This window comes from Eudoraea adriatica DSM 19308 (genome assembly GCF_000382125.1).
GTDB lineage: Bacteria > Bacteroidota > Bacteroidia > Flavobacteriales > Flavobacteriaceae > Eudoraea > Eudoraea adriatica.
This window is the reverse complement of record NZ_KB907546.1, coordinates 539,161-562,898: the sequence shown is the minus strand read 5'-3', so window position 1 is coordinate 562,898 and position 23,738 is coordinate 539,161. Positions and strand designations below refer to the sequence as shown.

Sequence of the window (23,738 nt, the reverse complement as noted above, 5' to 3'; positions counted from 1 at the left end):
ATTGCAACTTGAAGAAAGATCTACATAAGGATATTTGCGAAGATTCTGTTTTTGAACGACTGTACAGCAAATTGGCCAGCGACCTCCATAACTACCTTTATTATAAGTATGGTGAAAAGCTTAATCCTAATGATAAGGCCCAGGAAGCATTCATTAAACTATGGGAAAACTGCAAAAAAGTAACGGTTAGTAAGGCCAAATCCTTTTTATATACCGTGGCCAATAATTTAATGCTGAATGAAATCAAACACCAAAAGGTAGTCTTAAAATACCAGGCTGTGAGGCCAAAGGAACATACCAACGAATCTCCTGAATTTCTTATGGAGAAAGAAGAATATTTAAAAAAATATCAAAAGGTACTTTCAACCTTGACAGATGAACAGAGAACAGCCTTTTTGTTAAACAAAGCAGAGGGCAAAAAGCACGATGAAATAGCCAAAATGTTAGGGGTTACAAGAAAGGTCGTGGAATATAGGATCTACACCGCATTTAATGTGCTAAAAAATGAACTGGAAGGATTTAAACTAAAATAATCAGGAAAAATCCAAACTAAGTTGTTATATAATTAAACAGGTGTGCTTATGGACAAGGATTACTTGATAAAAAAATGGCTGGCTGATGAGCTAAGTCCTGAGGAAGCCAAAGCTTTTGAAGCCCTGGAAGATGCCCCTTTTTATAAAGATGTGATCGATAACGCTTCTGCCTTTAGGGCATCCCAATTCTCTACAGTCGCAGATTACCAAAAACTAAATGTACGGCTTAAAGGTTCTGATACAAAAGTCAAAAAAATAACCTGGATAAGACCATTGATGCGTATAGCAAGTGTTTTTGTTTTAGGATTTGCGCTATATTATTTCTTTTTCAATGAAAACTTGACCAAAATACATACACGGGTGGGCGAAAAAGTGTCTGTTATCCTACCTGATAATTCTTCGGTAAAAGTAAACGCCTTATCTGAAATTGCATATAATGAAAAAAGATGGGGCCAAAAAAGGGAGGTTAATCTAAAGGGGGAAGCCTTTTTTGATGTAGCCATAGGAGCGAAGTTTGATGTTGTTACCCCTAAAGGTACGGTCAGCGTTCTTGGTACCGAATTCAACGTCCTTCAAAGAGGAAGTTTTTTTGAGGTGAGATGTTTTGAAGGTACGGTAAAAGTAAACACAGAGGACCATGAGGAGATATTGGAGCAAGGAGGTAGTTTTCGAATTATAGAGGGAATTGTGACTATTGGAAAAAACATGTATAATGTTCCCCAGTGGACCAAAAATATCAGCGATTTTCAAAGAGTTGCAGTAGCACAGGTATTTGCCGAACTGGAGCGACAATATGGGGTAATCATTATATATGAAAATGTGAATATTGAACAACTTTTCACCGGAGGTTTTGTGCATGATGGTTTGGATAATGCCCTGAGATCCATTACCGAACCTCTGGATTTGGAGTATACTATTTTACCAACCAATAAAGTCCGGGTGAAACCACGTGAGAAATAAGCTCATTTTATTTTTTTACTTTATTACTTTGCTTTATGGCGCATCAATTTTTGGGCAACAAACGGAGGTAAACAAGCCACTTCTTTCCATATTGACAGAGCTGCAGGAAGAGCATGGGGTGCAGTTCAACTATGCTTCAGAACTAATTGAAGATATACAGCTCAGACAGCCCGGGGCAAACCTGGGACTGAAAGAAGCCATAGACTATTTAAAAGAGGAGACAGGGTTGGATTTTGTTTTTGTTTCTGAATCGGTAATTTCTGTAAAGTCCAGACCCTTGAAACTTTGTGGATACATACGTGATAAGGACACACAAGAGCCATTGCCATACACCACAGTGCAAAGTAATGGTCGGGGCACGGTCACCAACGATACAGGTTATTTTGAATTACCCGTTGCAACGACTTCAGATGTTGTCCTCATAAGACATATTGGACACAAGGCCATACGCCGTGAGTTCCGTTTTTTCAATACACAGGAATGCGGTAATATACACCTGGTATCTGAGCAGGAACAATTGCCTGAAATTGTACTGACTGACTATCTCATTAAGGGAATAGACAAGTTGGACAATGGTTCCTTTCAATTGAATTTTGACCAGTTTAGAATATTACCGGGGCTTGTTGAAAAGGATGTATTACTTTCCATACAAGCCTTTCCAGGCATACAAAGTATTGATGAAACCGTATCGAACATCAATATTCGTGGCGGAAGTAATGACCAGAACCTGATTTTATGGGACGATATTAAAATGTATCAGTCCGGACATTTTTTCGGACTCATTTCTATGTATAACCCTAATATCACCCAAAAGGTAACTTTACAAAAAAATGGTAGCTCTGCCGCCTATACCGATGGGGTTTCAGGCACTATAGCCATGAGTACAGACAAGAATATCAATCCGGATACCAACGGAAGTATCAGTATCAATCTTATAGATGCCAACGGCTATATAGACATGCCATTGGGTAAAAACGCTTCGGTTCAAGTGGCAGCAAGAAAGTCCATAAGCGATTTCTTTGAAACACCGACCTACTCTGAATATTTTGATCGTATTACCCAGGATACTGAAATTTCCGAGAATGTGGAGACCATTACAAATTCGGATATTAAATTCGATTTCTATGACACCTCACTTAGATTACTTGTTCGACCTACGGACAAAGATTTTTTGCGATTCAATTTTATATATACGGCCAACGAGGTAGTTTTTAATGAAAGTGCCCTGGTCAATGAAATTGAGGAGATTCGTGAGAGTAGTCTTGACCAAAATAGTATCGCCGGAAGCCTTTATTATAGCCGGAAATGGAATCCAAATATGACCACCGAGTTCTCCATTTATGAAACTGATTATAAACTAAGGGCTATTAATTCAAATGTCCTACAAGAGCAGCGTTTTTTGCAGGAAAATATAGTTTCGGAAACCGGAGTGCGTGCTGTGGTAAAGAATAAAATATATGAAAACTTCGAATGGCGCAACGGATATCATTTTGTGGAGACTAAAATCACCAATTTGGATGATGTAGACGATCCAATCTTTCGCAGACTGGAAAGTGAGGTGTTGAGAACACATGGAATATTTTCAGAAATTGATTGGTCAACGCCCAATAATAATACATCTGTTAACGCGGGCATACGCTTCAATTATCTGGATAAATTCCAAAAACAGCTTTGGGAGCCACGACTGAGTATTAACCAAAAGTTTCTCCAATGGTTCAATGTTGAGGTACTTGGAGAGTTCAAGCATCAAAATACATCACAGGTCATCAACTTTCAAAGCGACTTTTTAGGGCTGGAAAAAAGGCGCTGGCAGCTTTCAAATGATGCTGACATTCCAGTAATCCAAAGCAAGCAAGGTTCAGTGGGTTTGAGCTATGAACGATTAAACTGGCTGGTCCATACCGTTGGTTTTGTTAAAGAGGTTAAAGGCATTACTACCCAAAGCCAGGGTTTCCTGGATCAATACGAGTTTGTAAGAACTTCTGGACAATATGATACATACGGGATGGACTTCTTGCTCAGAAAACAAATCCGGGACTGGAACATTTGGTTGAGTTATGGCTATTTGAATAGCCAATACCGTTTTGAAGAACTACCTGAACCTGAATTTCGTAGTAATTTTGACATTACGCATGCCATTTCATCTGGCATTACTTTTTCTACCAATAAATTGCAAATGGCTGCCGGGGTCAATTGGCGTACTGGAAAACCATTTACACCACCCATACCCGGCGATGAAATTGTTGAGGGCAATATTAATTATGCTGCAGTAAATTCCGATCAATTGAACGATTATTTGCGATTGGATGTCTCAACAATTTATACAACCCGGCTAAGTAACAAAACTGATTTACAGGCCGGGATATCCATATGGAACCTCTTAAACAGAGAAAATATTATTAATACTTTTTTCAGACTGGATAATTCAGGAAATTCACAACAAGTAATCCAAACCTCCCTAGGCATTACACCAAATGCCAGCATAAAGTTCCTTTTCAATTAATCCTTTTAGATGGAAAAAAACCATAACTACCACCGTTCTAATACTCAGCATATCATATTATTAGAAGGGGTTAAGTAAATAGAACTTCGAATGCTGTAATAAACTATTTGTATTATTATTTCAGGAACTTTTGTGAAATTACTAAATAAGAATTATACGTTATTCGCTGGAATTGGATTTTTAAAGAACAAAGTTTCAACCCATATTATCTCTTCGGATATAATCCTGTCAAAGAAAATAAATTTAGTAATACAAGTTTATTAAATAGTGTTGCGCCGGTGGCAAAAAACTGAGGATTGCCGGGAATTTGACCCCTATATGTAAAAAACAGCAAGGCAACCAATTTTTTGGGAAAGACAACCGGCATAAATCATGTTCAACTCCTTTTAGGATACAATTCTCCCTAAAACAACCAAAATATTTATGCATGCAGCACTTAGATTGTTCATGAACATCCGGGATTTGATATCTTAGCTTTATAAATAGGATAGCTTCATTGAGGCTATCCAATTGCCAGGTACAAGAGAAAAAGCATTACAAGGAACCACAGGACTTCAAAAAAAGACATTGAAGAGATTATTGAAATAATAGTCAGAGAGGGAAGAAAGGCGCATTCAAAATTACCAACTTAATATAAAATAATACATTTATTGAAACTAACCTCTGATGATAAAATTCTTTAGAAAAATTAGGCAAAACTTGCTTTTTGAAAATAAAACAGGGAAGTATCTGAAATACGCAATTGGGGAAATTGTACTTGTTGTAATTGGAATTTTGATTGCCTTGCAGATTAACAATTGGAACGAAGAGAGAAAGGATAGAAGACTCGAAAAGGAATATATAGCTCGATTAAAAGGTGAGATGCTCAAAAACCTGGAAAGTTCGACCAACCAAATACTTTATAGTTCCTTTCAAATTGGAAACGTTGACAAACTTCTAGGTGCCCTTTCAGGAGACACTGTTTATTCAAACCCAGAACCGCTTGCCGTGGCAATAGAGCATGTAGGTTGGCTCAATTCTGTTTCATATGTGAATGACGTTTGGAATGAGTTAATTAATAATGGAAATATCCGTCTTCTTAAAAATGATTCTTTACGTGATTATCTCACCACATTTCATAGCCAGATGATTGTTGTTTTAAATAATCATGAAGAATGGTATAGTAATAATTTAGGTTATCGCAGATTAGCGGGAGATATTTTAGACCCTCAAATTCGAGAACAAATTGCTTTAAATTTAGACCCTATACAATATGAAGGACATTTAACCAATTTACCGACACAACAATACTTAGTAAATAAATTAGAATCCTTGGAAGGATTAAATGGTTATTTGGCAGATATAAAAATGGGGCAGAGAACAAACATCTTGATGTTTGAAGAACTCATTGATAAGATTGAAGAAACAATTAAAATTTGTGATAAAGAATTAAAAAAATAAAAACGAAAGCACAACAGCGTGTATAGTTCATTGCTCTAACGTTTAATGAACTCTTAAGGATTTCTGCCGAAATCCTAACACTTCCTTCCTTTTTTGCTAACTTAGTTCTCAATCGCAACGAAACCATACACGAACACGTTAGCCTTCATTAATCCTACGCTGAAGCTTCGGAATAGAAACTATGACCAACCACTGACCAATGAAAAGTTTATTTAAAAATAACCCATTATTCATTCTTTGTTTAAGCATCATTCTTTTTACAACCTGTAAAAGAGAAACTGTATTAAGCGATGAAAATTTAGCTCAATTTTCAGAATCTGTAAATCCTGAAGATATTAGACATCATATTTCTGTACTTGCAGATGATAGCCTCAAGGGCAGGCTTCCAGGAACACCCGAATATGATAAAGCAATGGCTTATGTTGCAAATAAATATAAAGAATTTGGACTTAAACCATTTGGAGACAAAGAGGGCAGCACTTTCTATCAAACTTTAACATTGCGAAATTCTGTGGTTAAAAATGAGCAGTCTTTTATGATTTTAAATGACACAGATAGTTTACAAGTGGGCAAAGATTATTTTTATCTTGGGAATGCCAATGAGGTTTTAACCGAATTTTCAGGAGAACTTGTTATCGCTGGTTATTGCATCCAGGCTCCAGAGTATGGTATTAACGACTTTGAAAACCTAGACGTAAAAGGAAAAATTGTAGTTATATTTTTGGGCGCCCCAAGCTCTTTACCAGCAAGTGAAAGGGCTTATTTTAGTGATTTAGCCACAAAAATTGTAACCTTAGATAATTTAGGTGCTGAAGGCTTTTTGTTTACTATAGAACCTCACATAAGTAGTCGTTTTAATAGTATTTATAATAGCATGAAGAATAAAGGCTTTGAAAGTGTTTTATTACCAAGTGGGAAAGCATTAGGAATAACTGATTATGGCACTCATTTAAAATTTGGAGGCGTTATCAATTGGTCAACTTTATCTAAATTAACTGGCATCACTGCTGAAGAATATAAAAACTACAAGGAAAATGATAGCGTTATAGTACAGCCATCTAATACAATTCATATAAATGGGAAGGTGCTATCGAAATTTAATGAATTTGAAAGTGCTAATGTTGTGGGCCTTTTAGAAGGAGGAGAGCTGAAAGACCAATATATAGTACATACAGCACATTTAGATCATATTGGTATTGGCAGACCAGTCGATGGTGATTCTATTTATAATGGTGCTCACGATAATGCCTCAGGAATAAGTTCCATGTTAGAAATTGCAAGACTTTATAGCAAATTACCTTCAAAACCAAAGCGCTCTGTTATTTTTGCTGCTGTAACAGCAGAGGAAATGGGCTTATTAGGATCAAAGTACCTAGCAGTTAATCCTCCCGTGGATCAAGAAAAAATAATAGCCAATGTCAATACAGATATGCCAACATTAATTGCTCCATTGTTATCTGTAGAGCCTTTGGGTGCTGAACAAAGTAGCATTATGGAAGTGGTTAAAAGATCTACAAACCTGTTGAATTTGCAAATAAATCCAGACCACATGCCAGAAGAAGTTAGGTTTGTACGAAGCGATAATTTTAATTTCGTATTAGAAGGTATTCCTGCCTTACGCATGAAATATGGTTTAAAAACTGAAACCTCAGAAACTGGTTTAGATTCTATTATAAATACATTTACAAAACTACATTATCATCAACCATCTGATGAATTACATGACGCTATGTTTAATTTTGATGCTGCTAAAACATATGTGAGATTACAATTTATGAATAGTTATCTCATCAATGTCTCAGAAAAAAAACCAACTTGGAATGAAGATTCCTTCTTTAAAAAGTTTAAAAAATAAAATTTCAAGTCCTAAGCAAACGGATTTTAGAAATTATTGAATTATTGAATCAACGAATTAAAATTTGTGATAAAGAATTGAAAAAATAAAAACGAAAACACAACAACGGCCATAATTCATTTTGGCCACCCCTACCTTCATAAATTTATCCTATTTTTAAGGCAAAGAAACAGCTTAGACTCTAAGAACAGCAGCTTCGCCCTGCCATCGTTAATTTTTCCTGCAAAACAGGAAACCATACGCTGGGCTCGCTGCTAGTTAAAACAGAATCATAGCCAAAACCGTTAGTGGCCATTATGAAAATCTAAATCATCTTAAAATGAAAAACCTAAAATTTACGCCCCTGCTAATATTTTGCGTATTAATAATTTTTGTCGTTCCAAACTTCAATACAGTTTTAGCCCAATCGCCTAATCTTACACTGGAACATTTAGACTTGGTAGTCAGTTTGAGTAACCCAAAGATTAGCCCAGATGGAAAGAAAATATTACTTATAATCAGAAAAGCTGACTTTGAAAAAAATGAATATGTCAATGCATTATGGATGGTTAATAAAAGTACAAAAGAAGCCGTGCCACTTACTTACAATAGACCTTCTGTAAGTTTGCCAGAATGGTCTCCAAATGGCCAACATATAACGTTCTTAGCTACAGGAGACAATAAGAAACAACAAATTTTTACTCTACCGGTTCAAGGGGGGGAAGCTCAACAGCTTACGAATAGTAAAATGGGGGTCATTACATACAAATCGAGCCCAGATGGTCATTTTTTTGCTTATGTTGAAAAGGACTCTTTAGAAGAAAAAAAAGGAATTGAAAAGCACAACAAATCCTTCGAAGTTGGCTATGATTGGTATTTGGCGAAAGAGGCAGCAGTAGCATCGCACATTTGGATTTGTTCCAATGAAGGTAAAAATGAATATCAGTTAACGTCAGGAGAAGTTGGATACAACAATTTTTCTGGAAGCTTGAATTGGTCTTTTGATAGTAAGAAATTAGTTTATATCGAACAGCCCAAACCGCATTCAGGTGAGTTTTTAAACAGTTCATTACAACTAATTAATTTAGATACTAAGAAAGTTATCACTCTAGACAAAGGGCCTGGAGTACCAACAAATCCCTCTTTTTCCAGAGATGGATCTATCATTTTATATAGCAAATCCATGGGAAAAGAACCATTTTTTAATCCTCACGGAATATTTTCGGTTAATTTGAATGGCGTCAAAAATGAAAATGTAATTCTGGATATTGATCGTAATATTTCCAGTCATCTCTGGTTTTCTGACCAGAGTTTCCTTGTCGGAGCTCCCGATAAAACTAAAGTAAGCTTATGGAGGGGGCAACTAGATGGCAATTATAAGAGTCTGAACACAAATGGAGTTATTCCTTCACTTAATAATATAGATATAGGACAATCTGATGAAATTGTGTTTATCGGTTCCACCTCAAGCGAAGCATCGGAATTATATTACATGGAAGATTATAGTAGCATTCCGGAAAAGATTTCTTCATTTAATGATACTATTTCACAATTAAATTTAGGTAAAGTTAGTTCAGTAAATTGGAAAGGTGAGGATGGTTTTTACGAAGACGGAGTTTTAATTTATCCACCTGAATTTTCATCAGATAAAAAATACCCGTTGGTGTTGCAGATCCATGGAGGACCTATGGGCTCTTCATTAGAAAGCTTTAATTTCTTTGCTCAAGCCCTAGCCGCACAAGGATGGATTGTTTTCCAGCCTAATTATAGAGGAAGCAACAATTTAGGTAAAGCATATCAAAGTTCGGTTATTAACGATGCTGGTGAAGGACCAGGAAAAGATGTTATGGCAGGAGTTAAAGCTATTAAGAAATTGGGTTTTATTGATGAAAGTAAAATGGCTGTGTCCGGATGGTCATATGGCGGCTTTATGACTGTTTGGCTGACCTCGCATTATCAAGGATGGAAAGCAGCTGTTGCTGGAGCTGCTGTTACAGATTGGTTTGATTGGTATAATATGGCAGATTTAAATGTATGGTCCGGCTCTGGGTTGGGAGGTTCACCATGGCTTAATGATAATGCTGAAAATTATCGCAAGCAATCACCTATAACCTATGCACACCAAATTAAAACCCCTACCCTGATTCTTTCTAATACATTGGATCAGAGAGTAACAGTTACTCAATCATTTAAATTATTTCACAACTTAAAGGACAATGGCATAGAAACAAAATTCATAGCCTATCCACTTCCAGGTCATTTTCCACAAGATCCGGTGCATAGAATGGATATATACAGACGATGGATATCATGGATAGAGGATCATTTTTGAAGAAAGTTAATTTGTATAAACAATAAACTAAACGGCCACTAACACAAAATAAACACCATTAAAACAGGCTTTTATTCAAACTGTTGTGCTTCATTAATCCTAGGCTGAAGCTTCGGAATAGAAACTATGACCAACCATTAACCAATGATAAAATTCTTTAGAGGACCGAACGGTAAGCAAAGGTCTGGCAGGCCTTTGATAGTGAGGAGCCAGCTGAGGCAAGGGAATTAAAATAAAATAGCATGATTAAGTTCTTTAGAAGAATACGATACGACCTTATGGAAAAAAACAAAACTGGAAAGTATTTTAAATATGCCATTGGAGAAATCTTACTTGTCGTCATTGGAATTCTGATTGCATTATCTATTAACAATTGGAATGAAAAGGTTAAAAATATGCGTATTGAAAATAATTATCTAATAAGAATTTCTAAGGATTTAGAGAATGATTTATTAGAATTTGAGTAAACCAAAGAAATTGCCAACAAAGAAATGATCGGGTGATATTTCTACAACATACTATAGAAGACATGGATTTAGTCCAGAAATCATCTGATTATTTTGTCACCTCTATTGTTATAGCAGGCTACACATATAGACCTTCTATTTCAAATCATAGTTTTGACGAATTAAAATCAAGTGGCAGACTTGCATTAATCCAAAATGAAGAGTTGAGGGTTTCAATAGCGAAATATTACGATTTTGTACACAGTCAAAGTCAGTGGAATTTTCTCGCTGAGGATATACAACTGAAATATTATGAGTATTCAAGAGGTGTTTTAAATCAAGATCAGCTAAACAAGGTGACTTCCGAATCTGTGACATTAAACATCTCAAAAAAACAATTGGAGGATATATCTCAACGATTTTTGTACAAAAAAGAATTTCATTCATTATTACCTCAAGTATTTCAACAAAAGCAAGAAACTATAATATCAATGGATGATTCTAAAGAATATGCTGCAAGATTAAAACTTGAAATTCAAAACGAGATAAATGGTATTTGAAATGTACAAAAATAACGTAAGGCTAACAATGAATATAAACCATCACGCCTCGGAGTGATGGTTTATATACAAGATCGTTAACAACTATAAAATTCAAGTCATGCCAGAAGTAACAGCAGAAAAAAATGAGCAAATCGCGAAAATGAATTTCGGATCTATCTATCCGCATTACCTAAATAGAATAGAAAAACATGGTAGAACCAAAGAAGAACTCGATCAGGTCATTCTGTGGTTAACAGGTTATGATCAGAATAAATTAGAATCCTTTATTGCCGGTAATGGAACTTTTGGTGAATTTTTTGCGGGAGCCAAAATCCATCAAAATGCGCACATGATTAAAGGCGTGGTATGTGGTTATCGAATTGAAGAAATATCTGAAGAGTTTGCTTTGTATCGCGATTGCAGACGAATGGAAAAGCTGATTGATGAATTGGCCAAAGGTCGCAAACTGGAGAAAATTTTGCGTGCAGAAAAAAATTAGAAACTGTTGCTAACAATGGCCATAAAGCATAGACCTAACCCACCAAACCGTTCCTACGCTTCATAGCCGGAACGTTGTGCTTCATTAATCCTGCGCTGAAGCTCCGGGAATAGAAACTATGACTAACCAATAACCAATGATAAAAGTCTTTAGAAAAATTAGACAAAGATTACTTACTGAAAACAAATTCAGTAAATACATCCTTTACGCCTTTGGCGAAATTGTTCTTGTTGTTATTGGAATTTTAATTGCCCTTCAGATTAACAATTGGAATGAGCAGCGCAAAGATAATTTAATAGAAAAAGAATTGTTAAAAGGGTTAGTAATTGACTTTACAGAGACCAAATCCAGATTAAAAGAAACTATTAATCTTCAAAATACAGCTTTTTCTTACGGTAAACGATTATTACTCCTGTATGAGACTAATAGATTACTTGAGAAGAAAGATTCAATTGCTGGTTTTGTAGGATATGGAGCTTTGTCCTGGTGGCGAGCAGAACCAGTTACCGGAACTTATGATGCCATGGTTAGTACTGGAAATATCGGACTAATTAGAAATAAGGAATTAAGACGCTATTTAGCCGAATTTGATGCCGAACTGAAAAGTGGATTTGAAGACCATGAATATAGTATGGACTTATTATATGAGCTAACCGCAGAACAAAGTGAATATACCTTTAGTTTCTTATATGATCCAACCCGTAGTGATTTAGAATTACCTGTTATCAACGATTCAGTAGAAAAAGAGAGAAAAATTAATTACTCAATAAATGCATTAAAAAATAATAAAAGATTTTTTGGTTTATTAAGCTCTCGGCTTATGATGGAAAAGAATAGGTTAGAAAGACAAGAGAAAATGCTTGTTTTTGTAAATAAGATACTAAATGTTGTAGAATCAGAATTAAAACCCTAAAATAACGAAACTGCAACAAGAATGGTACTTTTTAATCTTTATAAGAAACCAAAATGATAAACAATAAAGTAAAAGGATTAGGAGAAATAATACTACGAGTTAACGATATGGAATTGATGAAAAAATTCTACAATCAAACTATTGGACTTGAATTAATAAATGAATCTGAAAATTATACTTTTTTCAAAATCGCAGTTGGTTATGGAGGACATAATCAGACTCTTGCATTATTCGCTAAAACAAACCTAAATGCCTTTAATGAAAAGTTTAAAGATATTAAAACAACTAGTAGTACTTTACATCATTTTGCCCTTGAAATTGATAAAAAAGACTATGAGAACATATTAAATTTCTTTAAAAAGAATAATATCGAATATGTAACGGAAATTTTTGAGTGGATTAAATGGAAGTCAATCTTTATCAAAGACCCTGAATCAAATATTGTTGAATTTGTTTGTTATGATTCTGAAATTTAACCCAAACTAACTGAAAATGAAAAAAGGGATAATAACGGGATGTAGCAGAGGAATTGGATTTGCAACAGTTGATCTGCTAACAGATAATGATAACATAAAAGTTATTGGAACTTCTACTTCTGGAAATTGTTCAATAGTAAAATCAAATTTTGATTGTTTTCAATTAAATCTTTCCGAAAGTAATTCTATAAATGAATTTGTTAATGTCATTGGAAACACAAAGATTGATTTCCTTCTTAATAATGCCGGTGTTTTATTAGAAAACTCGGATGAATCTGTAATAAACCTCGAACATTTGAGACAGACGTTTAATGTGAATTTATTCGGGACAATTGAGTTAACTGAAAAGCTGATTCCTAATTTTAATAAAAATGGACAAATAGTGAATGTTACTTCTGATTGGGGTTCGTTCAGCGAAAAGAATTTTGATGAATTTCAACCACATTACAAAATGTCAAAATCTGCCTTAAATATGTATACAAAACTACTGGCAAAAAGACTTGAAAATCAAAATATAATTGTCTCGTCTTTTGACCCGGGATGGACTCAAACTGATATGGGAGGAAATGATGCTACAAGAAAACCAACAGAAGTTGCTAATGATATTAAAAATTTCCTGAACAGAGTTCCTGAAAGTGGAAATTTCTGGCATCAAGGAAAAATAAGAGAATGGTAAAATACGCTGCACAACATTGTGTAAAATTAATAGTGCTTTAAGTGATAAAACCAAAGTATAAATATAAAACTAAAGTCAGTGCTAAACCGAAAGATTCGTGAATAGAAATCCGCTACTACTTAAACACGCGGACATTGCATGCAATAATTAGAAATCAAAAAATGCAGATATGAAGACAAAGTCTAAAATTCAACTAAACTGTATTATTGGATTAACAATATTACTGACAGCTTGCAATCAGATGAGTGAACAAATAATAGATAACAATGCTGGCTTAAACGGAGGTTTTGAAACATCAAAAAATGGATTACCTGTAAACTGGTTATTGTACACTTCTAATACTGTCCCAAAAGCTGATTTTGAAATAAGTCTTGACAAAGAAAATTTCAAAGAAGGTAAGCAGTCGTTAAGATTTGATGTCAATGAATGCGAAGATATTGGTGGTTGGCATTCTCCAGGTTTTACAAATGAATTCTTTGAAGTTGGTAAGTACAATGGGCATGCTCGCTATAAATTGAGTTTTTGGATTAAAAATGACGGATCAAAATATCGCATCAAAGCAGGAGGTGTTGCTCCTATGGAAGGGAATTTGAAAATATTAATTGAAAGTGATCAACAAATAGAAGATTGGAGGTATCAAGATTATGAAATTAGTGTACCAAAAGATTGGCATTTGAGAATGGAACTAAATATTTTGGAGCCCGGTACCTTTTGGATTGATGATTTTCAAATAGTTGAAATTTAACACAGCACACAACAACGCGTATAGCCGACGTCTCCCTTCTTACCCAAAAATTAATTACCTTTCATTTAAAATAATTTTCGTGTAATCTGGCCACATAAATATCGGCACATGCCATACAAGAGGCCGTTGTGCGTCATTTGAAGCATTATATTCTTTTGTATTAAATCTTACTTCTTTAAAAAGAACATGAAAATAATATCAATAAGAGAAAATCCAGACTACAAAGATATAGCCATAAAATATTTTCAACAAAGTTGGAAAAGTGTCTTGCCAATAATATATGAGGATTGCATTACTCATAGTATAAACGCAAGGAATTCTTTACCGCAATGGTATTTACTGGATAAAGACAACGAAATAATCGGTTGTGCCGGACTTATTACAAATGATTTTATTAGTCGCGGAGATTTATATCCGTGGATTAATGCACTGTTTATAGATGAAAAGCATAGAGGAAATGCGTATGGTTCATTGCTATTAGAATATGCAAGGACAGATGCCAAAGAAGCAGGTTTTGAATATTTATATCTATGTACCGAACATATTGGATATTATGAAAAGTATGGATTCAAATATATTGGACAGGGCTATCACCCTTGGGGCGAGGAATCCAGAATTTATGAACTAGAAATAAAATAATAAAAGGCCACACAACCACGGCTATAAATAATTGCTCACCTCTGGCCTACCTGGAAATTCCTACGGAATTTCCTCAGCTTCGTTTTCTTTTGCTAATTTAGTTTGTGCAAACACAGCTAACCATACACAAACACCTTGCGCAAAATAAATCCCCAGAGTAAACCGAAATATGAAAAACTTAATCTATGTTATTGCCTGCTTAACATTACTACCTGGATGTTAAAACAAGCCTTCAAATGAAATTATTAACGTTAATGAAAAACAAACTTAGGATGGCTATAATTCTCCAAAGACGGACAGTTTCATCCTGAGGAGTCGGGACAAAATCATAGCCGAGACCACTGTAGTGCAAATACGTAACAACCCATTAAAATAAAAAATATGAGAGTTTTTTTAGGATCAATATTATTCTTTTTAGCTGGAATAGTTTGCCAGGGACAAGAATATACTAAACAAGACTCGTTAAGAGGAAACATTACGCCTGAAAGAGAATGGTGGGATTTATCCTATTATCATCTGGATATAGCAGTTGATATTGAAAAACAAACCATTCAGGGTTCAAATACTATTAGATATAAAGTATTGACGCCAAACCAAATTATTCAGATTGATCTTCAGCCACCAATGAACATCTCCAAAGTTTTTGAAGATGGAAAAGAATTAAAATATATAAGAGACGGAAACGCTTATTTTATTGAATTAAAAAAAGAACAACTAGCTGAAACCCATAATGAAATCATTATCGAATATAGCGGGAAACCCAGAATAGCACCACGTCCGCCCTGGGACTCAGGAATGGTTTGGGAAAAAGATAACCTTGGTAAACCTTTTGCTTCAAGCATAAGCTGGGGAGCCGGGTCAAGTCAATGGTGGCCCTGCAAAGATCATATGTACGATGAAGTGGATAGCGTCAAATTCAGTATCAATGTCCGAAACGATTTAGTAGCTGTAGCCAATGGAAAACTTAGTGGTATAGAAGATCATGAAAATAATTCCAGGACCTATCATTGGGTTGTATCTAACCCGATAAATAGTTATAGTATAACCTTCAATCTTGGAAATTACGTAAATTTTTCAGAAATATATACGGGTGAAAAAGGACCTTTAAAATGTAATTATTATGTATTGAAGCAAAATCTTGATAAAGCAAAAATACAGTTCAAGCAAGTCCCTTTAATGCTGGAAGCATTTGAGCATTGGTTTGGACCATACCCGTTTTATGAAGATGACTTTAAGCTAATAGAGGCTCCTTATTTGGGAATGGAACACCAAAGCGCAATCACTTACGGAAACCGATATCAAAATGGTTATTTGGGGCGTGATCTTTCTAATTCGGGCTGGGGTGAGAAGTTTGATTATTTAATCATCCATGAGTCCGGGCATGAATGGTTTGCAAACAACATCACTTTCAAAGACATTGCAGATATATGGATTCATGAATCTTTTACTACGTATTCTGAAGGCCTTTTTATTGAATACCATTACGGAAAAGAAGCAGGAAATGACTATCAGATAGGAATAAGAAAGGCTATTTCAAACGATCGCCCAATGATAGGCAGCTACGGTGTCAATGATAAAAACTATTCGGGAGATAATTATCAAAAGGGGGCCGTTATTCTCCACATGTTACGCCAGATAGTGAATGATGATGTAAAATGGCGAGAAGTTCTGAGAGGGCTTGGCAGTGAATTCTATCATCAGACAGTTACTACAAAACAAATTGAAAATTTTATCGCAAAGGAAACAAAACTTGATTTAAGTAGTTTCTGGAATCAATATCTAAGAACAACACAAATTCCTGTCCTGGAATATTATTTTGCCAATAACAGCCTCTCATACCGGTGGACAAATTCTATAAAGGAATTTGACATGCCATTGAAGGTAAAATTAAATGGAATGGAAGAGTGGATTTATCCTACAACCGAATGGCAGGTAAAAGGTTTAGATGCAGAAGATGTTACGTTAAAAGTGGATCGCAATTTCTACGTTCCATCTTTTTACAGTAATCCGAACAAATGATAAACGACACTACAGAACGGGATATAAATAATTGTTGTTCTTTGGATTTTAAGTATTAGAATAAAGCGCAATCAATAAAAAATGTTTAAAACCGCTTACGCTTTTCTTGTGTTATCCTGACATTCTGAGAGAATTAGAAAAAGAACGAATTTGTCCGTAATATGTCCGTAAAAAGTAATACCCACGGATAATCAGCGAACTTTGTCTGGATGACAGGATTTGGATAATCATCATGAACCCTCACTGAAAATAGAAAAGTAATGGCTTGCGCCATTTGCATTATTCTTTTTGGTGACTTAATAGCAAGTATTAAATCGGGATTTGGATAATCCTGATAAACCCTCACTGAAAATAGAAAAGTAATGGCTTGCGCCATTTGTATTATTCTTTTTGGTGACTTAATAGCAAGTATTAAATCAGGATTTGGATAATCCTAATGAACCCTCACTGAAAATAGAAAAGTAATGGCTTGCGCCATTATATTTTTATTCCCCAGCACTTTTTCGAACTGGGTTTGAATCGCTTTGGGGAATAAAAAAAGTGATTTGCAATTGCAAATCACTTTTCTGCTTGGTCGGGATGACAGGATTTGAACCTGCGACCACACGGCCCCCAGCCGTGTACGCTACCAGACTGCGCCACATCCCGATTCTAATTATATACTAACTCTTCCCTTCTAATTTATATCCTATCTCCTTTAAATTCTGCGGCCATTCCGCCAACGGCGGAATACGCTACCAGCCTGTCCCGCAAACGGCGGGAACAAGCCACATCCCGATTCTATTTATCTTCTAACTATTACTTTCTAATACAAATCCTATATTCTTCAGGGCCTGCGACCATTCCGCCAACGGCGGGATATGCTGCCAAACTGCCCCAACTCAGAAGGGAATAAACCACAACCTGAAATAAAGACCGCAAAAATAGCAAAGATTATTTTAAATGCCCTCTGCTTTCTAATCATTATTTTTTGTCTAATTAAATATGAGTTTGTAACCCTTGTTACGTTCAAAATAATAGTAAAAATTGATCAATATTTATAATACATTGATTTTCTGTATTTTAACTTTTAAAAAATATGATATATGTCATAAAAAATCAGTATTTGCTGTCCTACTTTTAACAGAAGATTAATAAACCGGTTAAATAGACAGTCTTATGAAAAATTTAAAATTATTAGGTTATCTGATGGTTTTTGCATCAGCTTTTCTGTGTGTTCAATGTACCAGTGACGCTATAGGCCCTCCAGGGGCAGATGGAAAAGATGGTATTAATGGAATTGACGGGGTTGACGGGGTTGATGGTTCCGCAGCTTCCTGTATTGCTTGTCACTCCAATGAAAAAAGAGATCCTATTATCCTGGCCTGGTCAGGTGCCAAACACGCTATTGGAGGTTCATGGGCAAGAGGTAAGTCCGCAAGATGTGCAGAATGCCACAACAACGAAGGCTTTATAGATTTTATCGAAACCGGCTCTGTTAACCCGGACGGCTATGGGGCTTCCAATCCCCTAAACTGTAATGGTTGTCATGGCAGCCATAGATCATTCGATTTTGAAACCGATGGGAACGATTACGCTGTCAGAACTCTTGACGCAGTTCCATTGAGAAATTTGGAAAACATAGACTACACCATAGACTACGGAAATGCCAGTAATACCTGTGCAAACTGCCACCAGCCCAGAACAGATGCGCCTACCGCCAATATGGATGGTAAGTTCCTGCAAACAAGTTCGCATTGGGGACCACACCATGGACCACAAACCGCATTATTGGAAGGCCTGTTGGGGGCATATTCTACATTTACTTTGGTAGAAGCCATACCTCCGGTACAGGACGCAGCTCACAGACAAGGAGCATCTTGTATAGAATGCCATATGGGCGGCACTACAGATGGTTCTGACGGTCATACCTGGACACCTGCCGGAACAAATTGTGCAACATGCCATCCCGGCGTTCCATTCGAAGAATTAAAAGTAATGCCTGATTTAATAGCCGATTGGGAAGCTTTAGGAGCTATTCTGGAAACTGTTGTCGGACAGGCTATTATCGAAGATTCCACAGCCGTTGGTGGGTATATACCAGTTTTTGAAGATGATGGGGTTACACCTGTTCCTGTAGTAGGAATTGTTCATTTCGAAGACGGAGAATGGCATCCGCAGGTAGGCCTTTTTGATTTAAAAGATGCTGAGGCGGCATGGAACTTCCTGTATTTTTATGAAGATAAAAGTGATGGTGTTCACAACCCTGACTATGCCAAAGCAATAATCGCAAACTCCTTAGCAGCAATGCAATAATAGTTTTTTGGAGATTTTATGAGGAATTTAATAATACGGCGGTGCAGATATGCCTGATTTATTGAAGTAGCGATGGATATTAAACCTCCTCAAGAAATTTATTGACACTAATGATCATATAATAAAAACAAAATGAAAAAACTATTTCGATTAGCTCTGGTTAGCAGTCTAAGTTTAATGTGTTTTTCATGTTATTATGATGAACTATATGTAGAAGAGATTCCAGAAATACCGGATGATCAGATAGTTTCATTTCAGGATGACATACAACCCATATTTACCGAAAACTGTATTGGCTGCCATAACACCACTATAGCAAATCCCGATCTGCGGGAAGGTAATTCCTATAACGCAATTGTTCCGGAATATGTTATTGCCGAAGATGCTGAGAATTCTGAATTATATCAAAAACTGCCGGGTAATAATCATCCCATAGATACTGGTTCGCCTTTAGATGTAGATGAAATAGCCTTAATAAAAGGCTGGATAGACCAGGGGGCCAAGAATAACTAAATAAAAACATAAAAAATGAAAAACTTTAAAAAAATCCTTTGTGTATTTTTATTTAGCCCCTTCTTGATCTTCGCTCAGGAAAAAGTCCAAGATACCGTTCCTGTTAAACTGGAAAGAGCTGCATTTGAAGGCGCATGGATCATTGATAACCCAACAAATGTGCTCTACGGTAAAAATACTATGGAGATACAAATGGCGCACAGATTTGGAACAATCAATGGTGGGACAAATGATTTGGTTGGGATATGGGCGCCATCCAATATCCGAATAGGCGTTTCCTATGCCGTTCATGACAGAGTAACGCTTGGATTTGGAACTACCAAATTTGACCGGTTGCAGGATTTTAACTGGAAAGTTGCACTCCTAAGGCAAACCCGTGGTAATGAAATGCCCGTAAGTGTTTCTTACTATGGTAATTTCACTATCGACGCCAGGTCAAAAGAAAATTTTGTCAATGACCAGGATCGCTATTCCTTTTTCCATCAGGTAATAATAGCCAAGAGGATTACCCCTGGATTTTCCTTACAGATTGCACCAAGCCTCTCGCATTATAATGCTGTACCTGCTAAAGTAAGGAATGATAAGTTTGCCATTGCCCTTAGCGGGCGCTTAAAGGTAAGTCCCCAAACAGCTATACTAGTTGACTATAGTCAACCATTTACACATCATTTATATCCAGATGCAGAACCAGAACGTTTTTACCCCAAACCAGGCATAGGTATAGGTGCGGAGTTTAGAACTTCAAGTCACGTTTTCCAACTAATAATTGGTAACTATCATGGTATTGTGCCACAAAAAAATTATATGTTCAATGAAAATGACTTTTTTGATGGAGATATCTTAATAGGGTTTAACATTACAAGGCTATATAATTTTTAATCTGAATGAATCATTAAAACAGAACTTCCTGAAACAGAAAAGCATGAAAGATAAATCCAAAAACCGGCATAAAATATCAAGAAGACGAATCCTGCCCATATTGGGAGGTACTTTCTTATTGCCGTTTTTTGGATTTAATCAGGAACATCCAGCCGTCGCAGATCTTCCTGAAGAAGAAGAGTATGAAACTCTTTTAAAACCCGATGGTACCACTGTAAAGGTTAAAGTAAAAGCACTGAAGAATTCAAAGATTTTAAAGAAAAATATTTCCAATACCTCATTCCTTAACTGGTTGGGCAAAAAAATCTAAGGTTAATTAAGCTATTCTGATAATGGGCGATACTAATAAAAAAGAACGAAGGAAGTTTCTTGACAAGGGGTTAAAAGTTGGCATTGCGGCGGCTCTTGGTGGTTTGGCAATCTCTAAAATCACTTCGAAAATAAATGCGAAAAGCAATTCCCTCTCTGGTGAGAAAATGGAATTAATGACCACAGATGGCACATTGATTGAAATAGATGCTTCAGAAGTCATGGAAGTACAGCATGCTGAAGACCACGACAAAAAATACAATGTGCGGGAAGGCATGCCACATCGTAAGTTTGTTATGGTCATTGACCTTGCAAAGTGTAAAAATGCTTTAAAATGCCAGCAATCCTGCAATAAACACCATTATATTACCGGAGATAATGCCTGGTTAAAAGTTTATAAAATGCAGGAATCAAAAGATACGGCACCGTACTGGATGCCTACTACCTGCATGCATTGTGATAAGCCTGCCTGTGTAACGGTTTGCCCTGTTGATGCTACCTTTAAAAGACAAGACGGCCTGGTACTAATAGATAATGAACGATGCATAGGCTGTCGTTTTTGCATGGCTGCATGTCCTTATTCCACGCGTGTTTTTAATTGGAGTGAGCCCGATCAGGAGTTTACTTTAGACATGGATATGATTAACCACCAGTATTCCCCTGAGCACGGTGGTATGCCTAGTGTTAAAGGAACTGTAGACAAATGTGATTTTTGTCCGCATCAGGTTAAGAACAATGAGTTGCCACACTGTGTTACAGCATGTCCAAATGGTGTCATCTACTTTGGTGATAAATATGAGGATACCGTAAATAATGGAGAGGAAACTGTACGATTAAGTAAGCTTTTAGAAGAAAAGTCAGGTTATAGACTTATGGAGGGTTTAGGTACGGAACCCAGTGTATACTATCTGCCACCGGTTGACAGGTTGGTGGATTTTGAAGATGGTCTGGAAGAATTCACCGAATTTAAATCTGTAGATAAATCCGAATAAGTATGGTAAACTACGATGTTTTTATCAAAGATATAGCACCAAGAAAATTTAGCATACGAGGTAAAACCTGGGTTTTTTTCCTGGCTATTATTATTGTTGCCGGAATCATTGCCTATATAGACCAGCTTATACAAGGACAAGTAGTAACCAATATGCGGGATTATGTCCTTTGGGGAATCTATATTTCAAATTTTGTTTTTTTTGTCGCCACAAGTTTTGTAGGATCTGTAGCAGTTGCTATTTTGAGGCTAACCAAGAATCCATGGCGAACACCATTTGTAAGAATTGCAGAAATCATAACTGTGGCTTCAATTGTAATGGCTGGTATAACTATTATAATAGATATGGCCAGGCCAGACCGTCTCCTAAATCTGTTTGTACATGCCAGATTACAATCTCCTATTACCTGGGATGTAATTATCATACCTACCTATATGGCAATCAGTTTGTTGCTTTTGTATTTTCCTTTAATCCCCGATTTTGCATTGCTTAAGAAACATTTTGAGAAAACAAAACCTAAATGGAGCAAATGGTATGGTAAATTGTCCTTAAAATGGACGGGGAGTAAAATTCAAAAGGAAGTCCATGCGAAATCCATTGCTATTATCTGTATAATGATAATCCCTGTGGGTATATTGCTACAGACAGTTGATGCCTGGTTATTCTCCACTACTTACAGAGTGGGTTGGGATAGTACAAATTTTGCACCTTATTTTATTTCCGGTGCATTTGTCTCCGGTATTGGATCTTTAATTGCCGTAATTTATGTGGTACGGCGGGCAAAAAAACTTGAACATTACATTACTGATTTCCACTTTGACAAGCTGGGAAAATTGTTGGTCCTGGCCTGCCTGATATACATTTATTTTAATATAAATGAATACGCGATGCCTCTCTTTAACTCTAAAAAAGCCGATTCTGAACATCTGCAAACCTTGTTTACAGGAGCTTATTCCTTTCCTTTTTGGATTGTAACAATAGGCGGATTGGTGCTCCCTACAATACTAATGCTATTTAAAAAGGGAAGAAAACCATTGCCGATCTTCATAGTCAGTATTTTAGTTGTTATCGGTGCATGGTGGAAGCGCTATATAATAGTTACGCCTACCCTAATGCATCCTTTTTTACCTATCCAGGGTGTTCCTGAATCCTGGCATAATTATTTTCCTAGTCTGCATGAGTGGGTTATTACAAGTGCAACTTTAGCCATGGCTTTATTAATTATAACACTGCTGGTCCGATACCTGCCAATAATTCCAATTCAGAGGACTATGGATGAACAAGAATTGAACAAAACTGAAAACAAGACTGCGCTATGAAAAGTCGAGGTGTATTTCCTATTATATATCTAATATTCCTGAGTACACTTTTGGTATCGGGAAGTTTTGAAATTCTAAATGCACAGGATGCCAAAAAAAATAGTGTCCGCTTAAAAGCAGATTATATAAAAATAATGGAGGGTGAAATTTATTTAAACATAAAGGCGACCTCCAGAATAGACAAACAAAATATTGATGTTCCAAACCTGGATCTGGCTATATATAATGAAGTTGATGACGAGGAAATTCTCCTGGGAAATACAAAAACAGATTTGAAGGGGCAGGCAAAGTTCCAGATTAACAATCTTAATACTCTTAAACCAGACTCTTCATACACCTACAACCTAAGTGTTTCCTTTGCGGGCAATGATGATTTTAAACGAGCCTCCAGAAGTGTTAGCTTCAAAAATGCTGCTATTAAAGCTGAGTTGGTAAGAAAAGACAGTATTAATTATATTAAGGCAACCCTTTCGGATATAAATGCTGATAGTCTCTTAGTCGAAAAAATACTATTAATACAGGTTCAACGATTGTTCAGCCCTTTAAAAATTGGTGAGGAATTTAATTTCACAGACGAAAATGGTACCATTTTTGTACCTGTTGAAGAAGGAATACCAGGACTCAATGGGAATTTAAATATTGAAGTTGTTTTAGCCGATAGTGATGATTATGGAACTGTAAAGGCAATACTTGAAGCTCCAATAGGAAAACCCATAGTAGAAGAATCAACATTTGATCAGCGAACCTTATGGTCTCCCAGAGGTAAGACACCAATTTTTATTCTCCTGTTTACAGGGGGCTTAATTTTTGGAACCTGGGGTTTTATTATATATTTAATTACTAATTTGTTTAAAATCTCTAAAAACTAAATTCT

Annotated in this window: 22 protein-coding genes and 1 tRNA gene; 22 read left to right on the top strand and 1 reads right to left on the bottom strand. The window is 36.0% G+C overall.

Annotation, left to right across the window (positions count from 1 at the left end; genetic code table 11):
* Positions 1 to 8 precede the first annotated feature (8 nt).
* The 15 genes from G504_RS0102745 (at position 9) to G504_RS0102665 (ending at position 16,557) form a co-directional block, all read left to right on the top strand.
* A complete protein-coding gene (locus G504_RS0102745; RefSeq protein ID WP_019668604.1) occupies positions 9 to 533 on the top strand; it encodes an RNA polymerase sigma factor in 525 nt (174 codons plus the stop codon).
* Between the two features lie 48 nt (positions 534 to 581).
* Positions 582 to 1,493 (top strand): FecR family protein, encoded by a 912-nt coding sequence (locus G504_RS0102740; RefSeq protein WP_019668603.1) that lies wholly within the window; start codon positions 582 to 584, stop codon positions 1,491 to 1,493.
* Entirely contained in the window at positions 1,483 to 3,996 is a 2,514-nt protein-coding gene (locus tag G504_RS0102735) for a TonB-dependent receptor (RefSeq protein WP_019668602.1), read from the top strand. Before G504_RS0102740 ends, G504_RS0102735 begins: the two co-directional genes overlap by 11 nt.
* Positions 3,997 to 4,662: 666 nt before the next feature.
* Positions 4,663 to 5,436 (top strand): DUF6090 family protein, encoded by a 774-nt coding sequence (locus tag G504_RS19055; protein WP_019668600.1) that lies wholly within the window; start codon positions 4,663 to 4,665, stop codon positions 5,434 to 5,436.
* Between the two features lie 199 nt (positions 5,437 to 5,635).
* The gene (locus G504_RS0102720; protein ID WP_019668599.1) at positions 5,636 to 7,291 is read left to right on the top strand and encodes a M28 family peptidase; all 1,656 of its coding nucleotides are present in this window, start codon (positions 5,636 to 5,638) and stop codon (positions 7,289 to 7,291) included.
* A 319-nt stretch (positions 7,292 to 7,610) separates the two neighbouring features.
* The gene (locus G504_RS0102710; RefSeq protein ID WP_019668597.1) at positions 7,611 to 9,602 is read left to right on the top strand and encodes an alpha/beta hydrolase family protein; all 1,992 of its coding nucleotides are present in this window, start codon (positions 7,611 to 7,613) and stop codon (positions 9,600 to 9,602) included.
* Positions 9,603 to 9,844: 242 nt separating this feature from the next.
* Positions 9,845 to 10,069 (top strand): DUF6090 family protein, encoded by a 225-nt coding sequence (locus G504_RS0102705; RefSeq protein WP_157473012.1) that lies wholly within the window; start codon positions 9,845 to 9,847, stop codon positions 10,067 to 10,069.
* Between the two features lie 62 nt (positions 10,070 to 10,131).
* The gene (locus tag G504_RS0102700) at positions 10,132 to 10,608 is read left to right on the top strand and encodes a hypothetical protein (RefSeq protein WP_157473010.1); all 477 of its coding nucleotides are present in this window, start codon (positions 10,132 to 10,134) and stop codon (positions 10,606 to 10,608) included.
* Positions 10,609 to 10,708: 100 nt separating this feature from the next.
* Positions 10,709 to 11,089 (top strand): DUF2200 domain-containing protein, encoded by a 381-nt coding sequence (locus G504_RS0102695; protein ID WP_019668594.1) that lies wholly within the window; start codon positions 10,709 to 10,711, stop codon positions 11,087 to 11,089.
* A 136-nt stretch (positions 11,090 to 11,225) separates the two neighbouring features.
* On the top strand, positions 11,226 to 12,002 hold the full coding sequence (locus G504_RS19050; protein WP_019668593.1) for a DUF6090 family protein: 777 nt from the start codon (positions 11,226 to 11,228) through the stop codon (positions 12,000 to 12,002).
* A 53-nt stretch (positions 12,003 to 12,055) separates the two neighbouring features.
* Positions 12,056 to 12,478, top strand: coding sequence for a VOC family protein (locus G504_RS0102685; protein ID WP_019668592.1), 423 nt, complete (start codon positions 12,056 to 12,058; stop codon positions 12,476 to 12,478).
* A gap of 16 nt (positions 12,479 to 12,494) precedes the next feature.
* Positions 12,495 to 13,154, top strand: coding sequence for an SDR family NAD(P)-dependent oxidoreductase (locus G504_RS0102680; protein ID WP_019668591.1), 660 nt, complete (start codon positions 12,495 to 12,497; stop codon positions 13,152 to 13,154).
* A gap of 169 nt (positions 13,155 to 13,323) precedes the next feature.
* Positions 13,324 to 13,899, top strand: coding sequence for a hypothetical protein (locus G504_RS0102675; protein ID WP_157473008.1), 576 nt, complete (start codon positions 13,324 to 13,326; stop codon positions 13,897 to 13,899).
* Between the two features lie 186 nt (positions 13,900 to 14,085).
* Entirely contained in the window at positions 14,086 to 14,538 is a 453-nt protein-coding gene (locus tag G504_RS0102670; protein WP_019668589.1) for a GNAT family N-acetyltransferase, read from the top strand.
* Positions 14,539 to 14,919: 381 nt separating this feature from the next.
* Positions 14,920 to 16,557, top strand: a complete 1,638-nt coding sequence (locus tag G504_RS0102665) for a M1 family metallopeptidase (RefSeq protein WP_019668588.1) — start codon at positions 14,920 to 14,922, stop codon at positions 16,555 to 16,557.
* A gap of 571 nt (positions 16,558 to 17,128) precedes the next feature.
* On the opposite strand, the gene G504_RS0102655 is transcribed toward G504_RS0102665, so the two are convergent.
* Positions 17,129 to 17,205: transfer RNA gene (locus G504_RS0102655), tRNA-Pro, on the bottom strand.
* 510 nt (positions 17,206 to 17,715) lie between these two features.
* Between G504_RS0102655 and G504_RS0102650 the strand changes: the two genes are divergently transcribed.
* From G504_RS0102650 to G504_RS0102620, 7 genes are all read left to right on the top strand, one after another.
* On the top strand, positions 17,716 to 18,852 hold the full coding sequence (locus tag G504_RS0102650) for a hypothetical protein (protein ID WP_019668586.1): 1,137 nt from the start codon (positions 17,716 to 17,718) through the stop codon (positions 18,850 to 18,852).
* A gap of 132 nt (positions 18,853 to 18,984) precedes the next feature.
* Positions 18,985 to 19,365, top strand: a complete 381-nt coding sequence (locus G504_RS0102645; RefSeq protein WP_026348351.1) for a hypothetical protein — start codon at positions 18,985 to 18,987, stop codon at positions 19,363 to 19,365.
* Positions 19,366 to 19,380: 15 nt separating this feature from the next.
* Positions 19,381 to 20,244 carry a DUF5777 family beta-barrel protein gene (locus G504_RS0102640; protein WP_083930688.1) on the top strand — a complete coding sequence of 288 codons (864 nt, stop codon included), beginning with the start codon at positions 19,381 to 19,383 and terminating at the stop codon, positions 20,242 to 20,244.
* A 43-nt stretch (positions 20,245 to 20,287) separates the two neighbouring features.
* Complete coding sequence (locus G504_RS0102635) at positions 20,288 to 20,554, top strand: hypothetical protein (RefSeq protein WP_019668583.1); 267 nt, start codon at positions 20,288 to 20,290, stop codon at positions 20,552 to 20,554.
* A gap of 22 nt (positions 20,555 to 20,576) precedes the next feature.
* Positions 20,577 to 21,545, top strand: coding sequence for a 4Fe-4S dicluster domain-containing protein (locus G504_RS0102630; protein ID WP_019668582.1), 969 nt, complete (start codon positions 20,577 to 20,579; stop codon positions 21,543 to 21,545).
* Positions 21,546 to 21,547: 2 nt separating this feature from the next.
* A complete protein-coding gene (gene nrfD, locus G504_RS0102625; RefSeq protein WP_019668581.1) occupies positions 21,548 to 22,864 on the top strand; it encodes an NrfD/PsrC family molybdoenzyme membrane anchor subunit in 1,317 nt (438 codons plus the stop codon).
* Positions 22,861 to 23,733 (top strand): hypothetical protein, encoded by an 873-nt coding sequence (locus G504_RS0102620; RefSeq protein WP_019668580.1) that lies wholly within the window; start codon positions 22,861 to 22,863, stop codon positions 23,731 to 23,733. The genes nrfD and G504_RS0102620 overlap by 4 nt, the downstream gene beginning before the upstream one ends.
* Positions 23,734 to 23,738 lie beyond the last annotated feature (5 nt).

Bases quoted from the DNA above. Each gene is read 5' to 3' on its own strand.
- G504_RS0102670 (WP_019668589.1), top strand. From the start codon at position 14,086: ATGAAAATAATATCAATAAGAGAAAATCCAGACTACAAAGATATAGCC.
- G504_RS0102630 (WP_019668582.1), top strand. From the start codon at position 20,577: ATGGGCGATACTAATAAAAAAGAACGAAGGAAGTTTCTTGACAAGGGG.
- G504_RS0102740 (WP_019668603.1), top strand. From the start codon at position 582: ATGGACAAGGATTACTTGATAAAAAAATGGCTGGCTGATGAGCTAAGT.
- G504_RS0102645 (WP_026348351.1), top strand. From the start codon at position 18,985: ATGAAAAAACTATTTCGATTAGCTCTGGTTAGCAGTCTAAGTTTAATG.
- G504_RS0102695 (WP_019668594.1), top strand. From the start codon at position 10,709: ATGCCAGAAGTAACAGCAGAAAAAAATGAGCAAATCGCGAAAATGAAT.
- G504_RS0102650 (WP_019668586.1), top strand. From the start codon at position 17,716: ATGAAAAATTTAAAATTATTAGGTTATCTGATGGTTTTTGCATCAGCT.
- G504_RS0102685 (WP_019668592.1), top strand. From the start codon at position 12,056: ATGATAAACAATAAAGTAAAAGGATTAGGAGAAATAATACTACGAGTT.
- nrfD (WP_019668581.1), top strand. From the start codon at position 21,548: ATGGTAAACTACGATGTTTTTATCAAAGATATAGCACCAAGAAAATTT.
- G504_RS0102710 (WP_019668597.1), top strand. From the start codon at position 7,611: ATGAAAAACCTAAAATTTACGCCCCTGCTAATATTTTGCGTATTAATA.
- G504_RS0102675 (WP_157473008.1), top strand. From the start codon at position 13,324: ATGAAGACAAAGTCTAAAATTCAACTAAACTGTATTATTGGATTAACA.
- G504_RS0102680 (WP_019668591.1), top strand. From the start codon at position 12,495: ATGAAAAAAGGGATAATAACGGGATGTAGCAGAGGAATTGGATTTGCA.
- G504_RS19050 (WP_019668593.1), top strand. From the start codon at position 11,226: ATGATAAAAGTCTTTAGAAAAATTAGACAAAGATTACTTACTGAAAAC.
- G504_RS0102620 (WP_019668580.1), top strand. From the start codon at position 22,861: ATGAAAAGTCGAGGTGTATTTCCTATTATATATCTAATATTCCTGAGT.
- G504_RS0102635 (WP_019668583.1), top strand. From the start codon at position 20,288: ATGAAAGATAAATCCAAAAACCGGCATAAAATATCAAGAAGACGAATC.
- G504_RS0102665 (WP_019668588.1), top strand. From the start codon at position 14,920: ATGAGAGTTTTTTTAGGATCAATATTATTCTTTTTAGCTGGAATAGTT.
- G504_RS19055 (WP_019668600.1), top strand. From the start codon at position 4,663: ATGATAAAATTCTTTAGAAAAATTAGGCAAAACTTGCTTTTTGAAAAT.
- G504_RS0102640 (WP_083930688.1), top strand. From the start codon at position 19,381: ATGAAAAACTTTAAAAAAATCCTTTGTGTATTTTTATTTAGCCCCTTC.
- G504_RS0102705 (WP_157473012.1), top strand. From the start codon at position 9,845: ATGATTAAGTTCTTTAGAAGAATACGATACGACCTTATGGAAAAAAAC.
- G504_RS0102700 (WP_157473010.1), top strand. From the start codon at position 10,132: ATGGATTTAGTCCAGAAATCATCTGATTATTTTGTCACCTCTATTGTT.
- G504_RS0102720 (WP_019668599.1), top strand. From the start codon at position 5,636: ATGAAAAGTTTATTTAAAAATAACCCATTATTCATTCTTTGTTTAAGC.